At 50.3% G+C, this 18,723-nt stretch carries 15 protein-coding genes, 4 tRNA genes and 2 rRNA genes; 16 read left to right on the plus strand and 5 right to left on the minus strand.

Going from position 1 to position 18,723, the window contains the following annotated elements; genetic code table 11:
• Positions 1-120, plus strand: a 23S ribosomal RNA gene (locus tag BZG23_RS14470); the annotation flags it as partial.
• 86 nt (positions 121-206) lie between these two features.
• Positions 207-322: ribosomal RNA gene (gene rrf, locus BZG23_RS14475) — 5S ribosomal RNA — on the plus strand.
• Between the two features lie 326 nt (positions 323-648).
• On the opposite strand, the gene BZG23_RS14480 is transcribed toward rrf, so the two are convergent.
• The 4 genes from BZG23_RS14480 to BZG23_RS14495 all read right to left on the minus strand — a co-directional run bounded on the left by BZG23_RS14480 (position 649) and on the right by BZG23_RS14495 (position 5,984).
• Positions 649-3,234 (minus strand): family 20 glycosylhydrolase, encoded by a 2,586-nt coding sequence (locus tag BZG23_RS14480; protein WP_077607336.1) that lies wholly within the window; start codon positions 3,232-3,234, stop codon positions 649-651.
• Positions 3,235-3,433: 199 nt separating this feature from the next.
• The gene (locus BZG23_RS14485) at positions 3,434-4,078 is read right to left on the minus strand and encodes a nicotinamidase (protein WP_077607337.1); all 645 of its coding nucleotides are present in this window, start codon (positions 4,076-4,078) and stop codon (positions 3,434-3,436) included.
• Positions 4,079-4,089: 11 nt separating this feature from the next.
• Positions 4,090-5,439: a CDP-diacylglycerol--serine O-phosphatidyltransferase gene (gene pssA / locus BZG23_RS14490; protein WP_046074503.1), complete on the minus strand. Its 1,350-nt coding sequence runs from the start codon at positions 5,437-5,439 to the stop codon at positions 4,090-4,092.
• A 113-nt stretch (positions 5,440-5,552) separates the two neighbouring features.
• On the minus strand, positions 5,553-5,984 hold the full coding sequence (locus BZG23_RS14495; RefSeq protein WP_077607338.1) for a GNAT family N-acetyltransferase: 432 nt from the start codon (positions 5,982-5,984) through the stop codon (positions 5,553-5,555).
• Positions 5,985-6,060: 76 nt separating this feature from the next.
• Between BZG23_RS14495 and murB the strand changes: the two genes are divergently transcribed.
• Together murB and birA are read left to right on the plus strand one after the other, a co-directional pair.
• Positions 6,061-7,095: a UDP-N-acetylmuramate dehydrogenase gene (murB, locus tag BZG23_RS14500; RefSeq protein WP_077607339.1), complete on the plus strand. Its 1,035-nt coding sequence runs from the start codon at positions 6,061-6,063 to the stop codon at positions 7,093-7,095.
• Positions 7,092-8,060, plus strand: a complete 969-nt coding sequence (birA, locus tag BZG23_RS14505) for a bifunctional biotin--[acetyl-CoA-carboxylase] ligase/biotin operon repressor BirA (RefSeq protein WP_077607340.1) — start codon at positions 7,092-7,094, stop codon at positions 8,058-8,060. The genes murB and birA overlap by 4 nt, the downstream gene beginning before the upstream one ends.
• A gap of 18 nt (positions 8,061-8,078) precedes the next feature.
• On the opposite strand, the gene coaA is transcribed toward birA, so the two are convergent.
• Entirely contained in the window at positions 8,079-9,017 is a 939-nt protein-coding gene (gene coaA / locus BZG23_RS14510) for a type I pantothenate kinase (protein WP_077579423.1), read from the minus strand.
• Positions 9,018-9,226: 209 nt separating this feature from the next.
• Between coaA and BZG23_RS14515 the strand changes: the two genes are divergently transcribed.
• From BZG23_RS14515 to rpoB, 12 genes are all read left to right on the plus strand, one after another.
• Positions 9,227-9,302, plus strand: a tRNA-Thr gene (locus tag BZG23_RS14515).
• A gap of 7 nt (positions 9,303-9,309) precedes the next feature.
• Positions 9,310-9,394: transfer RNA gene (locus BZG23_RS14520), tRNA-Tyr, on the plus strand.
• Between the two features lie 37 nt (positions 9,395-9,431).
• Positions 9,432-9,506 (plus strand) — tRNA-Gly (locus BZG23_RS14525).
• Positions 9,507-9,519: 13 nt separating this feature from the next.
• A tRNA-Thr gene (locus tag BZG23_RS14530) sits at positions 9,520-9,595 on the plus strand.
• Between the two features lie 104 nt (positions 9,596-9,699).
• The gene (tuf, locus tag BZG23_RS14535) at positions 9,700-10,884 is read left to right on the plus strand and encodes an elongation factor Tu (protein ID WP_077607341.1); all 1,185 of its coding nucleotides are present in this window, start codon (positions 9,700-9,702) and stop codon (positions 10,882-10,884) included.
• 226 nt (positions 10,885-11,110) lie between these two features.
• The gene (gene secE / locus BZG23_RS14540) at positions 11,111-11,482 is read left to right on the plus strand and encodes a preprotein translocase subunit SecE (protein WP_025674747.1); all 372 of its coding nucleotides are present in this window, start codon (positions 11,111-11,113) and stop codon (positions 11,480-11,482) included.
• 11 nt (positions 11,483-11,493) lie between these two features.
• Positions 11,494-12,039 (plus strand): transcription termination/antitermination protein NusG, encoded by a 546-nt coding sequence (gene nusG, locus BZG23_RS14545; protein WP_025744447.1) that lies wholly within the window; start codon positions 11,494-11,496, stop codon positions 12,037-12,039.
• Positions 12,040-12,161: 122 nt separating this feature from the next.
• On the plus strand, positions 12,162-12,590 hold the full coding sequence (gene rplK, locus BZG23_RS14550; protein WP_046074509.1) for a 50S ribosomal protein L11: 429 nt from the start codon (positions 12,162-12,164) through the stop codon (positions 12,588-12,590).
• Between the two features lie 4 nt (positions 12,591-12,594).
• Entirely contained in the window at positions 12,595-13,299 is a 705-nt protein-coding gene (gene rplA / locus BZG23_RS14555) for a 50S ribosomal protein L1 (RefSeq protein ID WP_046074510.1), read from the plus strand.
• A 229-nt stretch (positions 13,300-13,528) separates the two neighbouring features.
• Positions 13,529-14,017, plus strand: a complete 489-nt coding sequence (rplJ, locus tag BZG23_RS14560) for a 50S ribosomal protein L10 (protein ID WP_046074511.1) — start codon at positions 13,529-13,531, stop codon at positions 14,015-14,017.
• A 57-nt stretch (positions 14,018-14,074) separates the two neighbouring features.
• A complete protein-coding gene (gene rplL, locus BZG23_RS14565; RefSeq protein ID WP_046074512.1) occupies positions 14,075-14,443 on the plus strand; it encodes a 50S ribosomal protein L7/L12 in 369 nt (122 codons plus the stop codon).
• 229 nt (positions 14,444-14,672) lie between these two features.
• Positions 14,673-18,698: a DNA-directed RNA polymerase subunit beta gene (gene rpoB, locus BZG23_RS14570; protein ID WP_046074513.1), complete on the plus strand. Its 4,026-nt coding sequence runs from the start codon at positions 14,673-14,675 to the stop codon at positions 18,696-18,698.
• Positions 18,699-18,723 lie beyond the last annotated feature (25 nt).

Consider the following 18,723-nt stretch of genomic DNA (forward strand, 5'->3'; position numbering starts at 1 on the left):
ATCCCTAGAGCTTCGAGCTCTCTAAAGGGTTGTTCTAGACTAGAACGTTGATAGGCAGGGTGTGTAAGCGCTGTGAGGCGTTGAGCTAACCTGTACTAATTGCCCGTGAGGCTTAACCATACAACACCCAAGAGGTTTTGGGTTGGACTCGAATAAAGCCAGTTGATTGTGGCGAGAACGAACAGCTTTCTAGATTACCGAATTTGCTTGGCGACCATAGCGCTTTGGACCCACCTGACTCCATGCCGAACTCAGTAGTGAAACGAAGCAGCGCCGATGGTAGTGTGGGGTCTCCCCATGTGAGAGTAGGACATCGCCAGGCTTTGATTATAAATTGCGCCTATTGCTTGCGATTTTTGATAGATGCGATGCTCATGTATTGGCATACACTGTGCGTCTCGCTTCAAAACTCACTGCGCATAGCTCGCAATTTAAGCATCAAAGCAAATAGATGTAAGACTTTGATGAGAAAACACCAAGCCCTGACCTCACGGTCGGGGCTTTTTTGTATCTTGAGGGTGTATTAGCCCTGTGCGCTTTGCTTTAAACTGCCTGCCGAGTAGATGTCTTTTCCTTTTCCATCTATCCAATAAAAAGCCCCGTCTTGTCGACGGGGCTTTGTTTTTTCTAAGCTGTGTAATAGCTTGATTATTGAATTTTACTGACTCGACTTACTCGATCACCTGAAATGGTACGCAGCTGCACTGGTGCAGTGACGTGAGGAGCGTTCGCCGCATCATAGGTCTGCCAGCTTGCACCATTATCGGTTGAGTACTCAATGGTGAGTCCAGGGAATGGCGAGTTCGCTTTCAATATACCACTTTCTATCACTCCACCCGGAACGGGTAAGCGGAAGCCCACACCCTGTTGCTCTAGTTGTGGGAACCAGTAGTTCGCTAACTGATTAGCAAAGAGGTTGTAATCAATGTTGCGCTTGGTTTGATTCGCCTCTTGTCCGGTTTGAGTGCTTGCTTCCCATTCGGCACGGTGCCAAGCTCGCTCAGCCATGGCGAAGAGGCGAGGGAAGGTCATGGATTCAAATTGGCCATCGGAGCGAATAGTTTCGCTCCAAATAGATGCCTGTAAACCAAGCACATTGTCTGGACGCGTCAGTGTTTTCACGGTGGCAGCGTCTAGTACTTCCTGTTTGGTGATAGGTGCACCGTTGCGCTTTGCATCTGCGTTAGCGTAGAGATCATCGGGCATAAAGCTAAACGTCTTACGGGTATCGGTAAAACGGGGTGCCCAATAATAGCCACGCTCACTTGGGTCTGGTTCATAGGGGTGGTCAAAATAGAGATGTGTGGCTTGGTTATAGATAACGCCATAGCCATTGTTGGCGAGATTATAGGCGCGATCGGCAACGCCCCACTCCCAGATATTTTGCCACGCGTTGCCATAGACGTGCTCATTGGCAAGTTGTGCGCGTGGATAGACTTTATTGTTGTGCATGAGGCCATCTTCCCAACCACCGAGATCGAGCTGATGACGTTGGGTAATGTGCGAAATACGCTCAACAAAGTACTGACTCAGATCGTCAACACTGTTCACACCTGCATCGTTATCTGCAATAAAGGACTGACAGACGGGCGACTCTTTCCAGGCACCGGCAATTTCATCACCGCCAAAGTGAAATGTATCGAGCGGCTGTATGTCTCGATGCGCGTCGACGAGCGCGGCAACCACCGTATCGACGAAGCGATAACTGGATTCCATACAGACATTTATCGCGTTGTCGGTAAACATCTGCACAGAGAGGTATTGTGTGTCGTCTTCAAAGTCCGTGAGCAAATATTCTTTCGCTTTGGCTTCATCACCTTGTGCCATGTACTTGTGGTAACGCGCTTCCATCGCTTTGATGGCCGCGTGCGCGTGACCTGGCATATCTACTTCTGGAATGACGGTGATATTGAGCGCCTCTGCTTTACGCAAGATCGCTTGATAATCTTCCGTGGTGTAATACCCATTGGATGCTTCTGTGCCGTCAGGCCCTGCACCTAAGAAGGGCAACACGCAGCGGGTTTCCGACAAATCATGACAGCGTTTGCTACCGACGTCCGCCAGTTCTGGCAGCGCTGGGATCTCAATACGCCATGCTTCATCATCACTGAGGCGTAGATGCAGTTTGTTGAGTTTCAAAGCGGCCATCTGATCGAGTAACTTAAAGATGGCTTCTTTGCTGCGGAAGTTTCGCGCCGCATCGACAGACAGGCCTCGGTAAGCAAAGCGTGGTGCGTCAGTTAGCGTCACCGCCTTGAGTGCGTCGCCGGTTTTGAGTTGCAGCAGGCTTTGCGCAGCATATAGGGCTCCCGCTTGATCAGGGGCATCGATGTCAATACGCTGCTGCTCAGGTTGTACATCTAAGCGATACGCTTCATGCCACTGGTCGCTTCCATTCAGGCTGACTTTTCCCCAGCCCACATGAATAACTTTTTGGTTGGTAGGTGCCCAGTCGGTGGCTGAAATGCCAAGTTGATCGGCAAGCCATTGTGCTTGCGCTTGATAGCCATTGTCGTAGACCACGGTCCACTCGCTATCGAGGATGACATGGCCATTTTTCTCAATGCGACTGGCAGGGGTGGGTAGCACGTGCCCTTGGGTATTGACCAACGACAGATCAGCATTGCGCGCATAGCGCTGTTCGGCCGTGAACGGGTCATAATGGTCGGTGAGTGCACCGCCGTAGCGCTTCCACTGTGCGGGCGTGTCAAAGTCACCGACAAAGGCGAGCTCATCATCCGGCTTGGTGGGCACTTGGCCATTTTTGTGGTTACTGGTACTGGTAATCAATGCGGTATGCATGCCAGCTTCACCGTCGGACGCTAAATACCAGTTTGGCATGATATCGGATTTTGCGACTTGCCAGTCAGAGGCATTAAAGCCGACGACTAATTGATCACCAGGGGCGAGCGGAACAAAGCTGTCCGTGGGCTCGAGTTTGAAGAGATCCCCATTGACGTGTGAGACTTTAAGTTGATCGGTATCGATCGAATTGATCATGCGGATGTGACTGAAATAAATCGCCCAGCCTGTTTTAGGCAGTGTCTGAGTGCTTTGGTTGGTAAAGGCGACGTTACCCATAAATGAACGCCAGTCATCTTGCTTATTATCAATGACTTGGTATTGGACATCGAGGCCGTTTCCGAGTGCATCAAGCTGCGATGCAGGCATCGCCCAAGCGGTGCTACACAATGACGCGCCGATCAGGAGACCCAGTGCGGTAGGTTTGAGCATGCTATCCTCCAAACTTATTTTTTATTGTGAAAATAGTTAACAAGACAGTAGAGGATAGTGGTTAACAAGCCTAGTAATCTTGTTAGTCAAAATGCATTTATGTCTAAAGACTCAAACTTATTGATGTGTGCGGGCTATGATTTTCGTTAAAATAGCGAGGAAGATCGCAGCGGAAATTGATGATCCACTGCGATACAAATTAACGCGGAAGTAAGCAGCTTAACGCGATTTGACTATCCACGAGTCGAATACCGACGGCGACCATTTCGTCACAAGCCGACGATACCGTGTCGGGGTTAATACCACGACACGCGGCAAGGTTGACAATGACGTCAAAACGGCCGCGCTTTTTCAATTGGATAGCCGTGGTTTTGACGCAGTAATCGGTAGCTAAGCCACCGACAACCACGGTTTCTACTTCTTGGCTGTGTAGCCATTCAATCAAGCCCGTGCTGAGTTTTTCTTCAATATCATGAAAGCATGCACCGTAGGGGTGAAGATCAGGCTCAATACCTTTCCAAACCACATAGTCGTATTCGGTGACCGGGGGCAAGCCATCGATGGTTTCAAATCCTTTGGTGCCGGGCACAGCATGCTTGACCCAAGTTAGATCAGCATTCTTATGTGCTAAGGGCTGCAACATATCAGCAGGTTTATCAACCACCCAGACAGCATTGGTGGGGTGTGCATCTTTGGTGAGTACGCGTAGGTCAGCCAATGCCGCTTGCTGATTCAGAGCTGGCCCGATGGTGTCGCCCTCAGGCACAGGCAGCTCATCAGGACAAAGCGGTGTGAATGTGCATTGTGCATCAACGTCAATCGCGGCAATTTTGGCTTGTTTCATCGCATCATCACCTAGAGTATTTGATTGAGTAAATGATCGGCCTTAACCCGCTTAATCCGCTTGAGCAGACGTTTGACCGGGACGGGATAGTCCTCCATTTTTTCGATCTGTTTATAGCTGCCGACCAACTGAGTGTGTGCCAGTATCTTATCTACTTCTTGCTGTTTCTGCGCTTCGAGTTGCTGATGCTTATCATGGATCAAGATAGCGTTTTCTAAGTCTAGCTTCCATGCGCGTGGATTCAGGTTATTGCCCGTCAGCAACATGTATTGGCGATCGACCCAGATTCCTTTTAAGTGAAAACTGTTGTCATCATGCTTCCAAATATGGATGTTTAACTGGCGTTTGGCAATGGCTGCTTCGTTACGGCGCGCAAAGTTACGTAGGTTGACTTCATACAGGTAGGGGAGTGCCGAAATGGTCTTAAAGGGCGCTTCTGGCGGCGAGTAAAAGTCATTGGCGGTTTTATCGCCAACAATGATGCTCACTGTCACACCTCGGCGTAGTGCACGGCGGATTTCTCTGACCACACTGCGTGGCGGATTAAAGTAAGGGGTGCAAATCACCAACTCTTTTTGCGCGCTCGCAATTAGATGGCAGATATAGCGATTGAGCTTGTTCTTACGTTTACCCAATCCGACCATAGGAGTTAGCCCGACTTGATCCTCACGGAGAGGCTCATTATCGTAGCGATAACTCGCACGCTGCAGCTGAGTTCGAAACTCACGAATGCTAGGCTTAAGTGCTTTGCTATTTGGCCGATCTGGCGAGGTGAGGCAATTGACCGCACTATCCGCCGTTAGGGTATTAACAATAAAGTCTGCCATGGTGTCGGCAAGCGCTTTATTGTCGAGCACATGATAGCGGTCGTATCGATATCTATTATGTTGCGCTAAATAAACATCGTTTAAGCTTGCACCGCTGTAGAGCACTGTGTCATCAAACACAAAGCCTTTTAGGTGCAGCACGCCAAACACCTCTCGGTTTCTGACTGGTACGCCGAGTACCTCTATTTTGTGCGGGTAACGCTCAGCATAGGCGCGATATAATCCCGCATTGCCGTCAGATTGCTCTGCCCCGATCAAGCCTCTTTGCGCGCGATGCCAATCGACTAATACCTTGATATCCAGATCAGGATTGGCCTGTTTCGCTTCATACAGTGCATCAAGCACGCTACGTCCAGCCTCATCATCCTGCAGATACAAGGCGACGAGGTAAATCCTGGATTTCGCCTTTTTTATTTCACTAAGCAAGCGCTCTCTAAACGAGACGGCATCTAATAAGGTTTCGAGATTTTCTGGCTGGTGCGCAATGGTGGGCAGACGGTCGATAAGCTGCCGGTTTGCGTTCGCTGAATCCATTGTTACCTCTTGTTGTTCGACGGCCAGAGTCGAGCGGTTTGATGCTAAACCCTGAATTATACCAGAAATTAGGTCAAGTCACGGATGACTGCGCGGTGGCTTTGTTGTAAATGTCACGCTTTAGGTGCGTATTGCATCGCGACTAAGTCTTTACCGCTATGACAGTAGCTTTGGTAGCGTGCCGCCAATTCCTCTGGCAGGGCTGGCGTGTCCACACTGCTGAAACCGTGTTGCACGTATAAAGCGGTCAATGGTCGAAATGCCAAGCAAAAGCTTGGACGATGCGCCAATACGGGCTGGACGGCGTCGAGTAGTCGATGACTTAGCCCCGACCCGCGCAAGTGTGGGTGCAGCAACATGCCAGTGAGTAATTGGTAATTTTGACGTTGTTGAAAGCGGACCGCACCACATAAGCCGCTGGGTCCATCCACCACCCAGATATGTTCATCTTTTTTCGGTTTACCCGGTGGATAGTAGGTTTTATAGAATCGTGCCACGAGAGGAAACCGTAACGGCTCGAGTGGGTGAATGTGGTAATTATCCATAGCCTAATAGATGCGCAATACGAGCAGGACAGGTAGTATACCTATCCATGATTTTTTCTGACAGCGTAATGCATTGATGAAGTGGTTATCTGATGTGTCCTTGACACCCCATCACACCTTTGGTCTCCCCGCCCACGCTCATGCGATCGTGGAAGCGCACACCGTGGAGGATTTATATGCGATTTGGCAGCATGCTGACGATCTGACGCTTCCTAAGCTAGTGGTGGGAGAAGGCAGCAACCTGCTTTTTTGCCAAGACTTTCAGGGCGTGGTGGTGCTTAATCGCCTGGCTGGTATATCAGTCGATGATGAGGGCGACCACTGGGTATTGCATGTAGGGGCTGGAGAATCCTGGCATAACTTAGTCGCTTGGAGCATTGATAATGGGTTCCCTGGGCTGGAAAACCTCGCGCTTATTCCTGGCTGTGTTGGTGCGGCGCCGATTCAAAACATTGGTGCTTACGGTGTCGAGTTTTGCGAGCGGTGCGCGTATGTCGATATCGTCAATCCATTGACTCAGCAAACACGTCGTTTGACCCGAGCAGCCTGCCAATTTGGCTATCGCGACTCGATATTTAAAACCGACGCGATGACAGGGTGGGTGATTACGCAAGTGGGGTTGCGATTAGCGAAGACGTGGCAGCCCGTGCTCAAATATGGTGCGCTGGCGGATCTCGATCCAGAGCGGGTATCAGCGCAAACCATTTTTGACGCGGTCTGTGCGATTCGCCAAGCCAAGCTCCCTGATCCCCGTGAGTGTGGCAATGCGGGAAGCTTTTTCAAAAACCCAGTGATTGATGCACACCAGGCGCAAACCTTGCAAACCTGTTATCCCGAGATACCCATGTACTTTGCCGGAGAGGGGAAAAAGAAGCTCGCCGCAGGCTGGCTGATTGACCAATGTGGTTTGAAAGGCAAGCAAGTGGGAGGCGCGCGTGTACATCCAAAACAAGCCTTAGTGCTGACCAACGCTAATCATGCAACCAGCCAAGACGTCATTCAGTTAGCAAAGCAGGTGGTCGACGAAGTCAAGGCGCGGTTTGGTGTGACCTTGCACCATGAGGTGCGCTTTATGGGCGCCAAGGGCGAAACCAGCTTGGAGGCACAATGAGCAGTGCACATACCGCAAGGCTTACCCTTATCGATCGTTTATCCGATGGTGAGTTCCACTCTGGCGAAATGCTAGGCGATGCGCTAGGCATGAGCCGAGCGGCGGTCAGCAAACATATCAAAGTGTTGCAATCGTGGGGACTGGATATCTATCGGGTGCAGGGCAAAGGCTATTGCTTATCACAACCGATTGAGTTGCTCGATGACGTCTGGCTCAGTGAGCATACCGATGTGCCCGCTTTATCCGTGATCCCGGTCATTGATTCGACCAATCAGTACTTGATGGAACGTGTTGGACAACTTGCGTCAGGCAGTGTTTGCTTGGCTGAATATCAGCAGCAAGGACGGGGTCGCCGTGGTCGCGCGTGGCAGTCGCCTTTTGGCAGTAACTTGTATTTGTCGATGTATTGGCGTTTAGATGCCGGCCCTGCGGCGGCGATGGGACTGAGCCTAGTGGTTGGTGTGGCGATCACCAAAGCACTCCATGAACTAGGCGCGCCAGGTGTGAAGGTGAAATGGCCCAACGACCTGTATTTTCAGGATCAAAAGCTCGCTGGCATCTTAGTGGAAATGACGGGGCAAACGGGCGATGCGGCTCACCTTGTGATCGGCATGGGGTTGAATATTGGTATGGGGGCGCATTTGCGTGACAGCATCGATCAGCCTTGGGCTCGATTAGCGGACGCTTGCCATCCAATGCCATCGCGCAATACATTGGCGGCAACCTTGATTGAGCGTTTAAAAGAAGCACTGATTGACTATGAGCAACATGGGCTATCGAGCATCATGGCCGACTGGCCCAAGTTGGATAACTTTATTGATCGCCCCGTCAAACTACTCATGGGAGAGCGGGAAGTCCGCGGTATTGAGCGCGGTATCGACGAACACGGTGCCTTATTACTTGACGTTGAGGGTGACATCACGCCTTATTTAGGTGGAGAGATTTCTCTAAGACGCGATGACTAATCTCGGCGATTGTAAGGACTATTTGCGCACACGGATGCGTTGAACAGAGTGGTTGGCACCTTTTTCTAGGATTAAACTGGCGCGCTCACGGGTGGGTAAAATGTTTTCCGATAAGTTTTTCCCGTTAATGTCATCCCAGATGGTCGCCGCCTTTTGAGTGGCTTCGTCGACCGATAGCCGCGTGTAGTGATGAAAGTAAGCCTGTGGATCGAGAAAGGCACCTCGGCGGAACTTCATAAAGCGCTCAATATACCAATGCTTTAGTAACTCTGGTTCGGCGTCGACATAGATAGAAAAGTCGAGAAAGTCGGAAATAAACACATGATGTGGGTCATGCGGGTAATCCATGCCACTTTGCAGGACGTTGAGCCCTTCGAGGATCAATATGTCGGGTTTCTCCACTTTTTGCACGTCAGGAGTGATGTCGTACACCAAGTGAGAATAAATCGGCGCGGTGACGCAGTCTTTTCCTGATTTGACGTCGGCCACAAACTCAACCAGCTTGCGCATGTCATAAGATTGCGGAAACCCTTTTTTATGCATAATGCCACGCGACTCAAGCTCGGCGTTGGGGTATAAAAAGCCGTCAGTGGTCACGAGTGCAACTTTAGGATGATCTGGCCACCGTGTCAGCAGGGCTTTTAAAAGACGTGCGGTGGTACTTTTCCCCACGGCGACGCTGCCCGCGATGCCAATGACATAGGGCACATGATTTGAGACGGGCTGGGATAAAAACTCGTCTAGCACTTCCGTCCGGCTTTTGCGCGCTTTCACATAGAGATTAAGCAGCCGGGATAGAGGAAGATAAATATCGCGCACCTCATCCATCGACAAATGCTCGTTAAGGCCGCGCAAGCGGTCAATGTCATCTTCGGTGAGCGTCATGGGCACTGCATCCCTCAGTTCAGCCCATTGTTGACGCTCGAACGACAAATAAGGCGTTAGCGTTGCATTCATGATCCATGTGCCTTAAGCCAGTAAAGAGGTTGACGATACCGCAAACGAAAGGGAAGGAAAAGCGCCGACGATTGGCGTTGAGTGGGCGGGCTGGTTATTTTCGCAACAATCACGCGAAAAAATGCGCAAAAGACGAAAAAATCACCCATTTTTTTAAAATTCCCTATTGCACCCCTCAAATCCATGGCATAGAATGCGCAGCACTTGTCGCCGGCTTAGCTCAGTTGGTAGAGCAACTGACTTGTAATCAGTAGGTCGCCAGTTCGATTCCGGCAGCCGGCACCAAAATTTAGGTGGAATTCCCGAGCGGTCAAAGGGATCAGACTGTAAATCTGACGGCTCAGCCTTCGAAGGTTCGAATCCTTCTTCCACCACCATTTTCAAATTGTTTGAATAGCTCTACGAGTAACGATTGCGGGCATCGTATAATGGCTATTACCTCAGCCTTCCAAGCTGATGATGCGGGTTCGATTCCCGCTGCCCGCTCCACTCTTTTTAGAGTGCTGATATAGCTCAGTCGGTAGAGCGCACCCTTGGTAAGGGTGAGGTCGGCAGTTCAAATCTGCCTATCAGCACCATCCTCTCCAAGGTAACTTCAAGCCGTTTGATATATACTCAACAAACCTGATTGTTGGTTGTGTGGTCGTAATGCCACCGAAATACCGTGCTTAGAGGGACTGTCATGTCTAAAGAAAAATTTGAACGTACGAAAACGCACGTTAACGTTGGTACTATTGGCCACGTTGACCATGGTAAAACTACGCTGACCGCAGCTATCTGTACGGTACTTGCAAAAGYACACGGCGGTGCTGCTCGTGACTTCGCGTCAATCGATAACGCACCAGAAGAGCGTGATCGTGGTATCACCATCGCAACGTCTCACGTTGAGTACGATACGCCAAACCGTCACTACGCACACGTTGACTGCCCAGGACACGCTGACTATGTGAAAAACATGATCACCGGTGCGGCGCAGATGGACGGTGGTATCCTGGTTGTAGCAGCAACTGATGGCCCAATGCCACAGACGCGTGAGCACATCCTACTTGGCCGTCAGGTTGGTATTCCAAACATCATCGTGTTCATGAACAAATGTGACATGGTTGATGACGAAGAGCTGCTTGAGCTGGTTGAAATGGAAGTACGTGAACTACTTTCAGAGTACGACTTCCCAGGTGACGACTGCCCAGTAATCCAAGGTTCAGCGCTGGGTGCCCTGAACGGTGAAGAGCAGTGGGAGCAAAAGATCGTTGAGCTATCTGAAGCGCTGGATTCTTACATCCCAGAGCCAGAGCGTGCGATCGACAAGCCGTTCATCCTGCCAATCGAAGACGTCTTCTCAATCCAAGGCCGTGGTACCGTAGTCACTGGTCGTGTTGAGCAAGGCATCATCACTGTGGGTGACGACGTTGAAATCGTGGGCATGAAAGACACCACCAAGACCACTTGTACGGGTGTTGAAATGTTCCGTAAGCTTCTAGACGAAGGCCGTGCGGGTGAGAACGTTGGTGTTCTTCTGCGTGGTACTAAGCGTGACGAAGTAGAGCGTGGTCAAGTACTGGCGAAGCCTGGTTCAATCACTCCGCACACCAAGTTCGAGTCAGAAGTATACGTACTGGGCAAAGACGAAGGTGGCCGTCATACGCCGTTCTTCAAAGGCTATCGTCCACAGTTCTACTTCCGTACGACTGACGTAACCGGTACTATCGAGCTGCCAGAAGGCGTTGAGATGGTAATGCCTGGTGACAACATCAAGATGGTTGTTACGCTCATCGCACCTATCGCGATGGACGAAGGCCTACGTTTCGCTATCCGTGAAGGTGGCCGTACTGTAGGCGCTGGTGTTGTTGCTAACATCATTGAATAATGATTTGACGAAACACTAGTAAAAAGGGCATCATTTGATGCCCTTTTTCTGCGTTTGACGCTCCTATTGGTGTGAATTTAGCCAGCAGTCGTTAGCAAGCGCAGAGTTTAGTGATCGTATCGTGCTTGATTGAGACGTTATGGTCACCATGCGCCTTTGCCAAACACTGATTGTGGATGGCTGAAAAGGCACTGCCGTCTATGTAGACTTGTTACAGGTAGAATGTATGAAAGCGAACGCTGAGACCCAATCCGGTTCGATGGACATCCTTAAATGGGGTGTTGTTTTTGTCCTATTGGCCGCAGCCGTGATAGGGAATAGCCTGTACAGTGACGTGTCTGTGGTAGTGCGAGCTGCTGCCGTGGTGGTATTGGTTGCCGCTGCCGGTGGTGTCGCTGCACTCACGATGAAAGGAAAAGCTGCGATCACGTTTGCACGCGAATCGCGTATGGAAGTGCGTAAAGTGATTTGGCCAACCCGCCAAGAGACTTTACAGACTTCTCTCATCGTTCTGGCTGTTACTGTTGTTATGGCGCTCATCTTGTGGGGCGTTGACGGAATCATGGTCCGTCTAGTCCGCCTAATCACTGGCGTGTGAGGTAAAAGTACATGAGCGAAGCTCCCAAAAAACGTTGGTATGTGGTCCAGGCTTTCTCTGGTTTTGAAAGCCGTGTTGCGCAGTCACTGCGCGAACATATCAAAATGCACGAAATGGAAGACTATTTCGGGGAAGTCTTGGTGCCAACCGAAGAAGTGGTTGAAATGCGCCAGGGACAACGTCGCAAGAGCGAGCGTAAATTCTTCCCAGGTTATGTGCTCGTCCAAATGGTGATGAACGATGAATCTTGGCACTTGGTACGTGGTGTGCCACGTGTGATGGGTTTCATTGGTGGCACCTCAGATCGCCCAGCACCTATTTCTGATAAAGAAGCGGACTCTATTCTCAATCGCTTAGAAAAAGCGAGCGAGTCTCCGGTTCATAAAACCGTGTTTGAAGCGGGCGAAGTGGTGCGTGTGACCGAAGGACCGTTTGCAGACTTTAATGGTGTCGTAGAGCAAGTTGACTACGATAAGAACCGCCTTAAAGTCTCGGTGTCTATATTCGGCCGTGCGACCCCTGTTGAGCTGGAATTCGGTCAGGTAGAAAAAACCTGATCAAAAAAGCACCGCTAATGGTTGGCAAGGGCGCGAAATTTGACTATAATTTCGCGCCCTTTTGTTAAACGGGGAGTTTATCGCAAGATAGACGTTAGTACCCAAAATAAGGTAATTGAATAATGGCAAAGAAAGTAGAAGCTTACATCAAGCTGCAAGTTGCAGCGGGTGCAGCTAACCCATCGCCACCGGTTGGTCCTGCTCTGGGTCAACACGGTGTGAACATCATGGAGTTCTGTAAAGCGTTTAACGCGAAGACCGAATCTATCGAGAAAGGTCTACCAACTCCAGTTGTTATCACTGTATACAGTGACCGTTCTTTCACCTTCGTAACCAAGACTCCGCCAGCCGCGATTCTTCTTAAGAAAGCAGCAGGCGTGAAATCTGGTTCAGGTCGTCCGAACACTGAAAAAGTGGGTACCGTGACTGACGCGCAGATCCAAGAGATCGCAGAAACCAAAGCGGCAGACATGACCGGTGCGGACATCGAAGCGATGAAACGCTCCATTGCGGGTACTGCCCGTTCAATGGGCCTGAACGTAGAGGGTTAAGACAATGGCTAAAATGACTAAGCGCATGCGCGTAATCCGCGAAAAAGTTGATGTGACCAAAGAGTACGACATCAACGAAGCCGTTGCTCTACTGAAGGAACTGGCGACTGCAAAATTCGTTGAAAGTGTTGATGTTTCTGTCAACCTTGGCATCGATGCTCGTAAATCAGACCAAAACGTTCGTGGCGCGACTGTACTGCCTAACGGTACAGGCCGTGACATCCGTGTTGCTGTGTTCACACAAGGTGCGAACGCTGACGCGGCGAAAGAAGCGGGTGCTGATATCGTAGGTATGGAAGATCTTGCTGAGCAAGTGAAGAAAGGCGAAATGAACTTTGACGTCGTCGTCGCTTCACCAGACGCAATGCGCGTTGTTGGCCAGCTAGGTACCATCCTAGGCCCACGTGGCCTGATGCCAAACCCGAAAGTGGGTACTGTCACGCCTAACGTTGCTGAAGCGGTTAAAAACGCGAAAGCAGGTCAGGTTCGTTACCGTAACGACAAGAACGGCATCGTTCATACCACCATCGGTAAAGTTGACTTTGACGCAGACAGCCTGAAAGAAAACCTGGAAGCGCTGTTGGTGGCACTGAAGAAGGCGAAGCCAACTTCAGCTAAAGGTACTTACATCAAGAAAGTTAGCCTTTCAACAACCATGGGTGCTGGTGTTTCTCTAGACCAGAACTCTTTGGAAGCAAGCGTTAACTAATTGCGACAAGCGAGTGAGTAGTTTATACTCTCTCGCTTGACAATTTTATGGCTGAGTTTGCCACGGCAAACTTCGTCCAAGACCGTAGGCGTTCATTACGAACTTAATATTTCCTACGTAGACGGTGCCAGAACATGATAGATTTCTCGTCTTTCTTGGATCTGCACCGTACAAGCTCTCTCTGCAAGGCTGTAGAGAGTGGTGTTAAACAATCCAGGAGCAAATCCAAATGGCTTTAAACCTTCAAGACAAAAAAGCAATTGTTGCTGAAGTCAACGAAGCTGCCAGTGGAGCCCTGTCTGCAGTAGTTGCTGATTCTCGCGGTGTTGCCGTTGACGCAATGACTTCTCTACGTAAACAAGCGCGTGAAGCGGGCGTTTACATGAAAGTTGTGCGTAACACACTGGCTCGCCGTGCAGTTGAAGGCACTGAGTATGAGTGTCTGCAAGACACTTTTGTTGGCCCAACTCTGATTGCGTTTTCTAACGAGCACCCAGGTGCCGCTGCGCGTCTTTTCAAAGACTTCGCAAAAGAAAACAAAGAGTTTGAGGTTAAATCTGCTGCATTCGAAGGCGCGATCACTGACCCAGAGGTACTGGCGACACTGCCAACGTACGACGAAGCAATTGCACGCCTAATGATGGGCTTGAAAGAAGCTTCTGCCGGCAAGCTGGTTCGTACTATCGCCGCTGTTCGCGATCAAAAAGACGCGGCCTAATCGCCCGTTTAATTTGGTTGCTTAATCCTTTTATTGTTGACTTTAAAGAGAATTGTTATGTCTATCACTAACGAGCAAATCCTAGACGCAATTGCAGACATGTCTGTAATGCAAGTTGTTGAGCTTATCGAAGCTATGGAAGAAAAATTCGGCGTATCAGCGGCAGCAGCCGTTGTTGCTGGCGGTGCTGCTGAAGGCGGCGCGGCTGAAGAGCAAACCGAATTTGACGTTATCCTAACTGAAGCGGGTGCGAACAAAGTAGCCGTTATCAAAGCGGTACGTGGCGCAACTGGTCTAGGCCTGAAAGAAGCGAAAGCGCTTGTTGACGGCGCGCCTGCACCTCTGAAAGAAGGTGTTGAGAAAGAAGAAGCTGACGCGCTTAAAGCTCAGCTAGAAGAAGCTGGTGCTTCTGTTGAAGTTAAGTAATTTATACTTAATTTCCTAGCCTGAAAAGGCATTGGCTGGTGGCTAAAAAGCCACCGGCCTTTTTGCGCTGTAGGGCAGTAGTGAAATTTTCACCCCGTTTTATCACTGCTGACCATGCAAAAAAAATCAAAGCAAGCGCTTTGATTTTCCTACACTAAACGGTGGTTGTTTAGTCACTGTCCCTTGTACTGGACAGTTTGGGTCACTTATCAGCGAGCTGAGGAACCCTATGGTTTACTCTTATACCGAGAAAAAGCGTATCCGTAAGGATTTTGGTAAGCGTCCGCAAGTTCTGGACGTGCCATACTTGCTGTCGATCCAGCTTGAATCTTTTAAGAACTTTATCGAGCAGGATCCAGAAGGGCAATACGGTCTTGAAGCTGCCTTTCGCTCTGTCTTTCCAATTCAGAGCTACAACGGCAATTCCGAGCTGCAATACGTTAGCTATCGTCTCGGTGAGCCAGTTTTCGATGTCAAAGAATGCCAAATTCGCGGCGTAACCTATTCGGCCCCACTGCGCGTCAAACTGCGCTTGGTGATGTTTGATAAGGATGCCCCGGCTGGTACCGTTAAAGACATCAAAGAACAAGAAGTCTATATGGGCGAAATACCGCTCATGACTGAAAATGGTACCTTTGTCATCAATGGTACTGAGAGGGTTATCGTATCCCAGCTGCACCGTAGTCCGGGCGTCTTTTTCGACAGCGATAAGGGTAAAACCCATTCCTCAGGAAAAGTGCTATATAACGCACGCGTGATCCCATACCGTGGTTCATGGTTGGATTTCGAATTCGATCCTAAGGATATCGTATACGTTCGTATCGATCGTCGTCGTAAGCTGCCAGCTTCGATTATTCTGCGTGCGCTGGAATACACCACTGAAGAGATCCTAGACCTGTTCTTCGAAAAAGTTGTTTTCGAAGTAAAAGGCAAGTCTCTGGTGATGGAACTGGTGCCTGAGCGTCTACGTGGCGAAACCGCCAGCTTTGATATCGAAGCGGACGGTAAAGTCTACGTGGAGCAGGGTCGTCGAATCACTGCACGTCATATCCGTCAGTTGACGAAAGATAACGTTGATCACATCGAAGTGCCAGTTGAGTACATTGCGGGCAAGATTTCTGCGCGTGAGTATGTCAATCAGGACACAGGTGAAGTGATTGTCTCGGCTAACCAAGAGGTCAGCCTGGAGACACTGGCGCAGTTGTCGCAAGCAGGTCACAAACGTATCGAAACCCTGTTTACCAATGACCTGGACCATGGCCCGTACATGTCCGATACCTTGCGTATCGACAACACCACGGATCGTCTCACGGCGCTAGTCGAAATCTATCGCATGATGCGTCCTGGCGAGCCGCCAACGCGTGAAGCAGCCGAGCAACTGTTTGAGAGCCTGTTCTTCTCAGATGACCGCTATGATTTATCATCTGTTGGTCGTATGAAGTTCAACAGCTCGTTGGGTCGTGACGACCTCACCGGGCCTGGCGTACTGAGCAAAGAAGACATCATCGAGGTGATGCGTAAACTTATCCATATCCGTAACGGTATTGGTGAAGTGGACGATATTGATCACCTGGGTAACCGCCGTATTCGCTCTGTGGGTGAAATGGCAGAAAACCAGTTCCGTGTTGGTTTGGTACGTGTAGAGCGTGCCGTTAAAGAGCGTTTGAGCTTGGGCGATCTCGATAACGTGATGCCACAAGACTTGATTAACGCCAAGCCTATCTCTGCGGCAGTGAAAGAGTTCTTTGGTTCTTCGCAGCTGTCACAGTTTATGGACCAAAACAACCCATTGTCTGAGGTGACGCATAAGCGTCGTATCTCTGCCTTGGGTCCAGGTGGTCTGACGCGTGAGCGCGCCGGCTTTGAAGTGCGTGACGTTCATGCGACGCACTACGGTCGTCTTTGTCCGATCGAAACACCGGAAGGGCCGAACATCGGTCTGATTAACTCACTGTCTGCGTTTGCGCGTTGCAACGCTTATGGCTTCCTCGAAACACCTTACCGGAAAGTCGTTGACGGTAAAGTGACGGATCAAATCGATTACTTATCAGCGATTGAAGAAGGTCACTACGTCATTGCGCAGGCAAACGCCGCGTTAAATGAAGATGGCTCATTCACTGACGAACTGATCACGGCCCGTAAGACAGGCGAATCAGGCTTGCACCCACGAGACCATGTCCAGTACATGGACGTTGCGACCAACCAAGTCGTATCGGTGGCTGCTTCTCTGATCCCGTTCCTCGAGCATGACGATGCGAACCGTGCCTTGATGGGCGCGAACATGCAACGTCAGGCCGTGCCAACATTGCGTGCGCAAAAGCCGCTGGTTGGTACGGGTATCGAGCGTAACGTCGCCGTTGACTCGGGTGTTACCGCGGTAGCAAAACGTGGCGGTACCATTCAGTCCGTTGACGCCTCACGTATCGTAGTGAAAGTGAATGAAGATGAACTGGTACCAGGCGAAGCCGGTATCGACATCTACAGCTTGATCAAATACACACGTTCTAACCAGAACACCTGTATTAACCAGCGTCCAACAGTGATGCCGGGCCACGAAGTGGCAAAAGGTGATGTACTGGCTGACGGCCCATCGACTGACTTGGGCGAGCTGGCACTGGGTCAGAACATGCGTATCGCGTTTATGCCGTGGAACGGTTACAACTTTGAGGATTCCATCCTTATTTCTGAGCGTGTTGCTCAGGAAGACCGTTTGACCACTATCCACATTCAAGAGCTGTCTTGTGTGGCGCGTGACACCAAGCTGGGTAGCGAAGAAATCACCGCGGATATTCCAAACGTGGGTGAAGCTGCGCTGTCTAAGCTGGATGAGTCAGGTGTTGTGTATATCGGTGCCGAAGTGAAAGGCGGCGATATCATGGTCGGCAAAGTGACGCCAAAAGGCGAAACACAACTGACACCAGAAGAGAAGCTGCTGCGTGCCATTTTCGGTGAAAAAGCGTCTGACGTGAAAGACTCGTCACTGCGTGTACCGAATGGTGTGTCTGGTACGGTTATCGATGTACAAGTCTTTACTCGCGATGGCGTAGAGAAAGACAAGCGTGCACTCGAAATCGAAGAAATGCAGTTGAAAGAAGCCAAGAAAGACCTGACCGAGGAGTTCTCTATCCTTGAAGGCGGTCTGATGGCGCGTGTTCGCACACTGCTTTCTCAAGCCGGTTATACCGACAACCAGCTCGACGGCATGGATCGTCAGACCATGTTGACGCAAACGCTGGATGATGAAGCACAGCAAACCCAGCTTGAGCAATTGGCTGAGCAATACGACGAAATCAAAGCCGACTTTGATAAGAAATTCGACACCAAGCGTCGCAAGATCACTCAAGGTGATGACCTTGCCCCAGGCGTGTTGAAGATTGTTAAAGTCTACCTTGCGGTGAAACGTCGCATTCAGCCAGGCGATAAGATGGCCGGTCGTCACGGTAACAAAGGTGTTATCTCTAAGATCAACCCGATCGAAGATATGCCTTACGACGAGTCAGGCGAGCCTGTTGACTTAGTGCTGAACCCACTGGGTGTTCCTTCGCGGATGAACATCGGTCAGATCCTAGAAACGCACTTGGGTCTGGCGGCGAAAGGTATTGGTGACAAGATCAATCGCATGCTCAAAGAGCAGCAGGAACTGGCGAAATTCCGTGAGTTCTTGCAGAAGGTCTATGATCTGGGTGAGACCCGTCAGGAAGTGGACATCAGTAAACTGACTGACGAGGAAGTTCGCACGTTGATCAATAACCTGCGTGATGGTCTGCCAACCGCGTCTCCTGTCTTTGATGGTGCGCCTGAGCCGGTTGTCAAAGAGCTATTGAAACTGGGTGATTTGCCAGAGTCAGGTCAGCTTGACCTTTACGATGGCCGCACGGGTGAGAAGTTTGAGCGTCCAGTAACCGTGGGTTACATGTACATGCTGAAACTCAACCACCTTGTTGACGATAAGATGCACGCCCGTTCAACAGGCTCTTACAGCTTGGTCACTCAGCAGCCGCTGGGTGGTAAGGCACAGTTCGGTGGTCAGCGCTTCGGTGAGATGGAAGTATGGGCACTGGAAGCATACGGTGCTGCCTATACCCTGCAAGAAATGCTCACCGTGAAGTCGGATGACGTTAATGGCCGTACCAAGATGTATAAAAACATCGTTGATGGCGACCATCGTATGGAGCCGGGCATGCCGGAATCTTTCAACGTATTGCTGAAAGAAATCCGCTCGTTGGGTATCAACATCGAGCTGGAAGACGAGTAAGCCACGCGCTACTCTCTCCGGTAAG

It is taken from the genome of Salinivibrio sp. ML290 (assembly GCF_001995695.1).
Lineage (GTDB): Bacteria > Pseudomonadota > Gammaproteobacteria > Enterobacterales > Vibrionaceae > Salinivibrio > Salinivibrio siamensis.

Excerpts from the sequence above, each read along its gene's own strand:
- rplK (WP_046074509.1), top strand. The coding sequence starts at position 12,162 with ATGGCAAAGAAAGTAGAAGCTTACATCAAGCTGCAAGTTGCAGCGGGT.
- nusG (WP_025744447.1), top strand. The coding sequence starts at position 11,494 with ATGAGCGAAGCTCCCAAAAAACGTTGGTATGTGGTCCAGGCTTTCTCT.
- rplJ (WP_046074511.1), top strand. The coding sequence starts at position 13,529 with ATGGCTTTAAACCTTCAAGACAAAAAAGCAATTGTTGCTGAAGTCAAC.
- rpoB (WP_046074513.1), top strand. The coding sequence starts at position 14,673 with ATGGTTTACTCTTATACCGAGAAAAAGCGTATCCGTAAGGATTTTGGT.
- murB (WP_077607339.1), top strand. The coding sequence starts at position 6,061 with ATGAAGTGGTTATCTGATGTGTCCTTGACACCCCATCACACCTTTGGT.
- coaA (WP_077579423.1), bottom strand. The coding sequence starts at position 9,017 with ATGAATGCAACGCTAACGCCTTATTTGTCGTTCGAGCGTCAACAATGG.
- pssA (WP_046074503.1), bottom strand. The coding sequence starts at position 5,439 with ATGGATTCAGCGAACGCAAACCGGCAGCTTATCGACCGTCTGCCCACC.
- BZG23_RS14480 (WP_077607336.1), bottom strand. The coding sequence starts at position 3,234 with ATGCTCAAACCTACCGCACTGGGTCTCCTGATCGGCGCGTCATTGTGT.
- rplA (WP_046074510.1), top strand. The coding sequence starts at position 12,595 with ATGGCTAAAATGACTAAGCGCATGCGCGTAATCCGCGAAAAAGTTGAT.
- rplL (WP_046074512.1), top strand. The coding sequence starts at position 14,075 with ATGTCTATCACTAACGAGCAAATCCTAGACGCAATTGCAGACATGTCT.
- secE (WP_025674747.1), top strand. The coding sequence starts at position 11,111 with ATGAAAGCGAACGCTGAGACCCAATCCGGTTCGATGGACATCCTTAAA.
- BZG23_RS14485 (WP_077607337.1), bottom strand. The coding sequence starts at position 4,078 with ATGAAACAAGCCAAAATTGCCGCGATTGACGTTGATGCACAATGCACA.
- birA (WP_077607340.1), top strand. The coding sequence starts at position 7,092 with ATGAGCAGTGCACATACCGCAAGGCTTACCCTTATCGATCGTTTATCC.
- BZG23_RS14495 (WP_077607338.1), bottom strand. The coding sequence starts at position 5,984 with ATGGATAATTACCACATTCACCCACTCGAGCCGTTACGGTTTCCTCTC.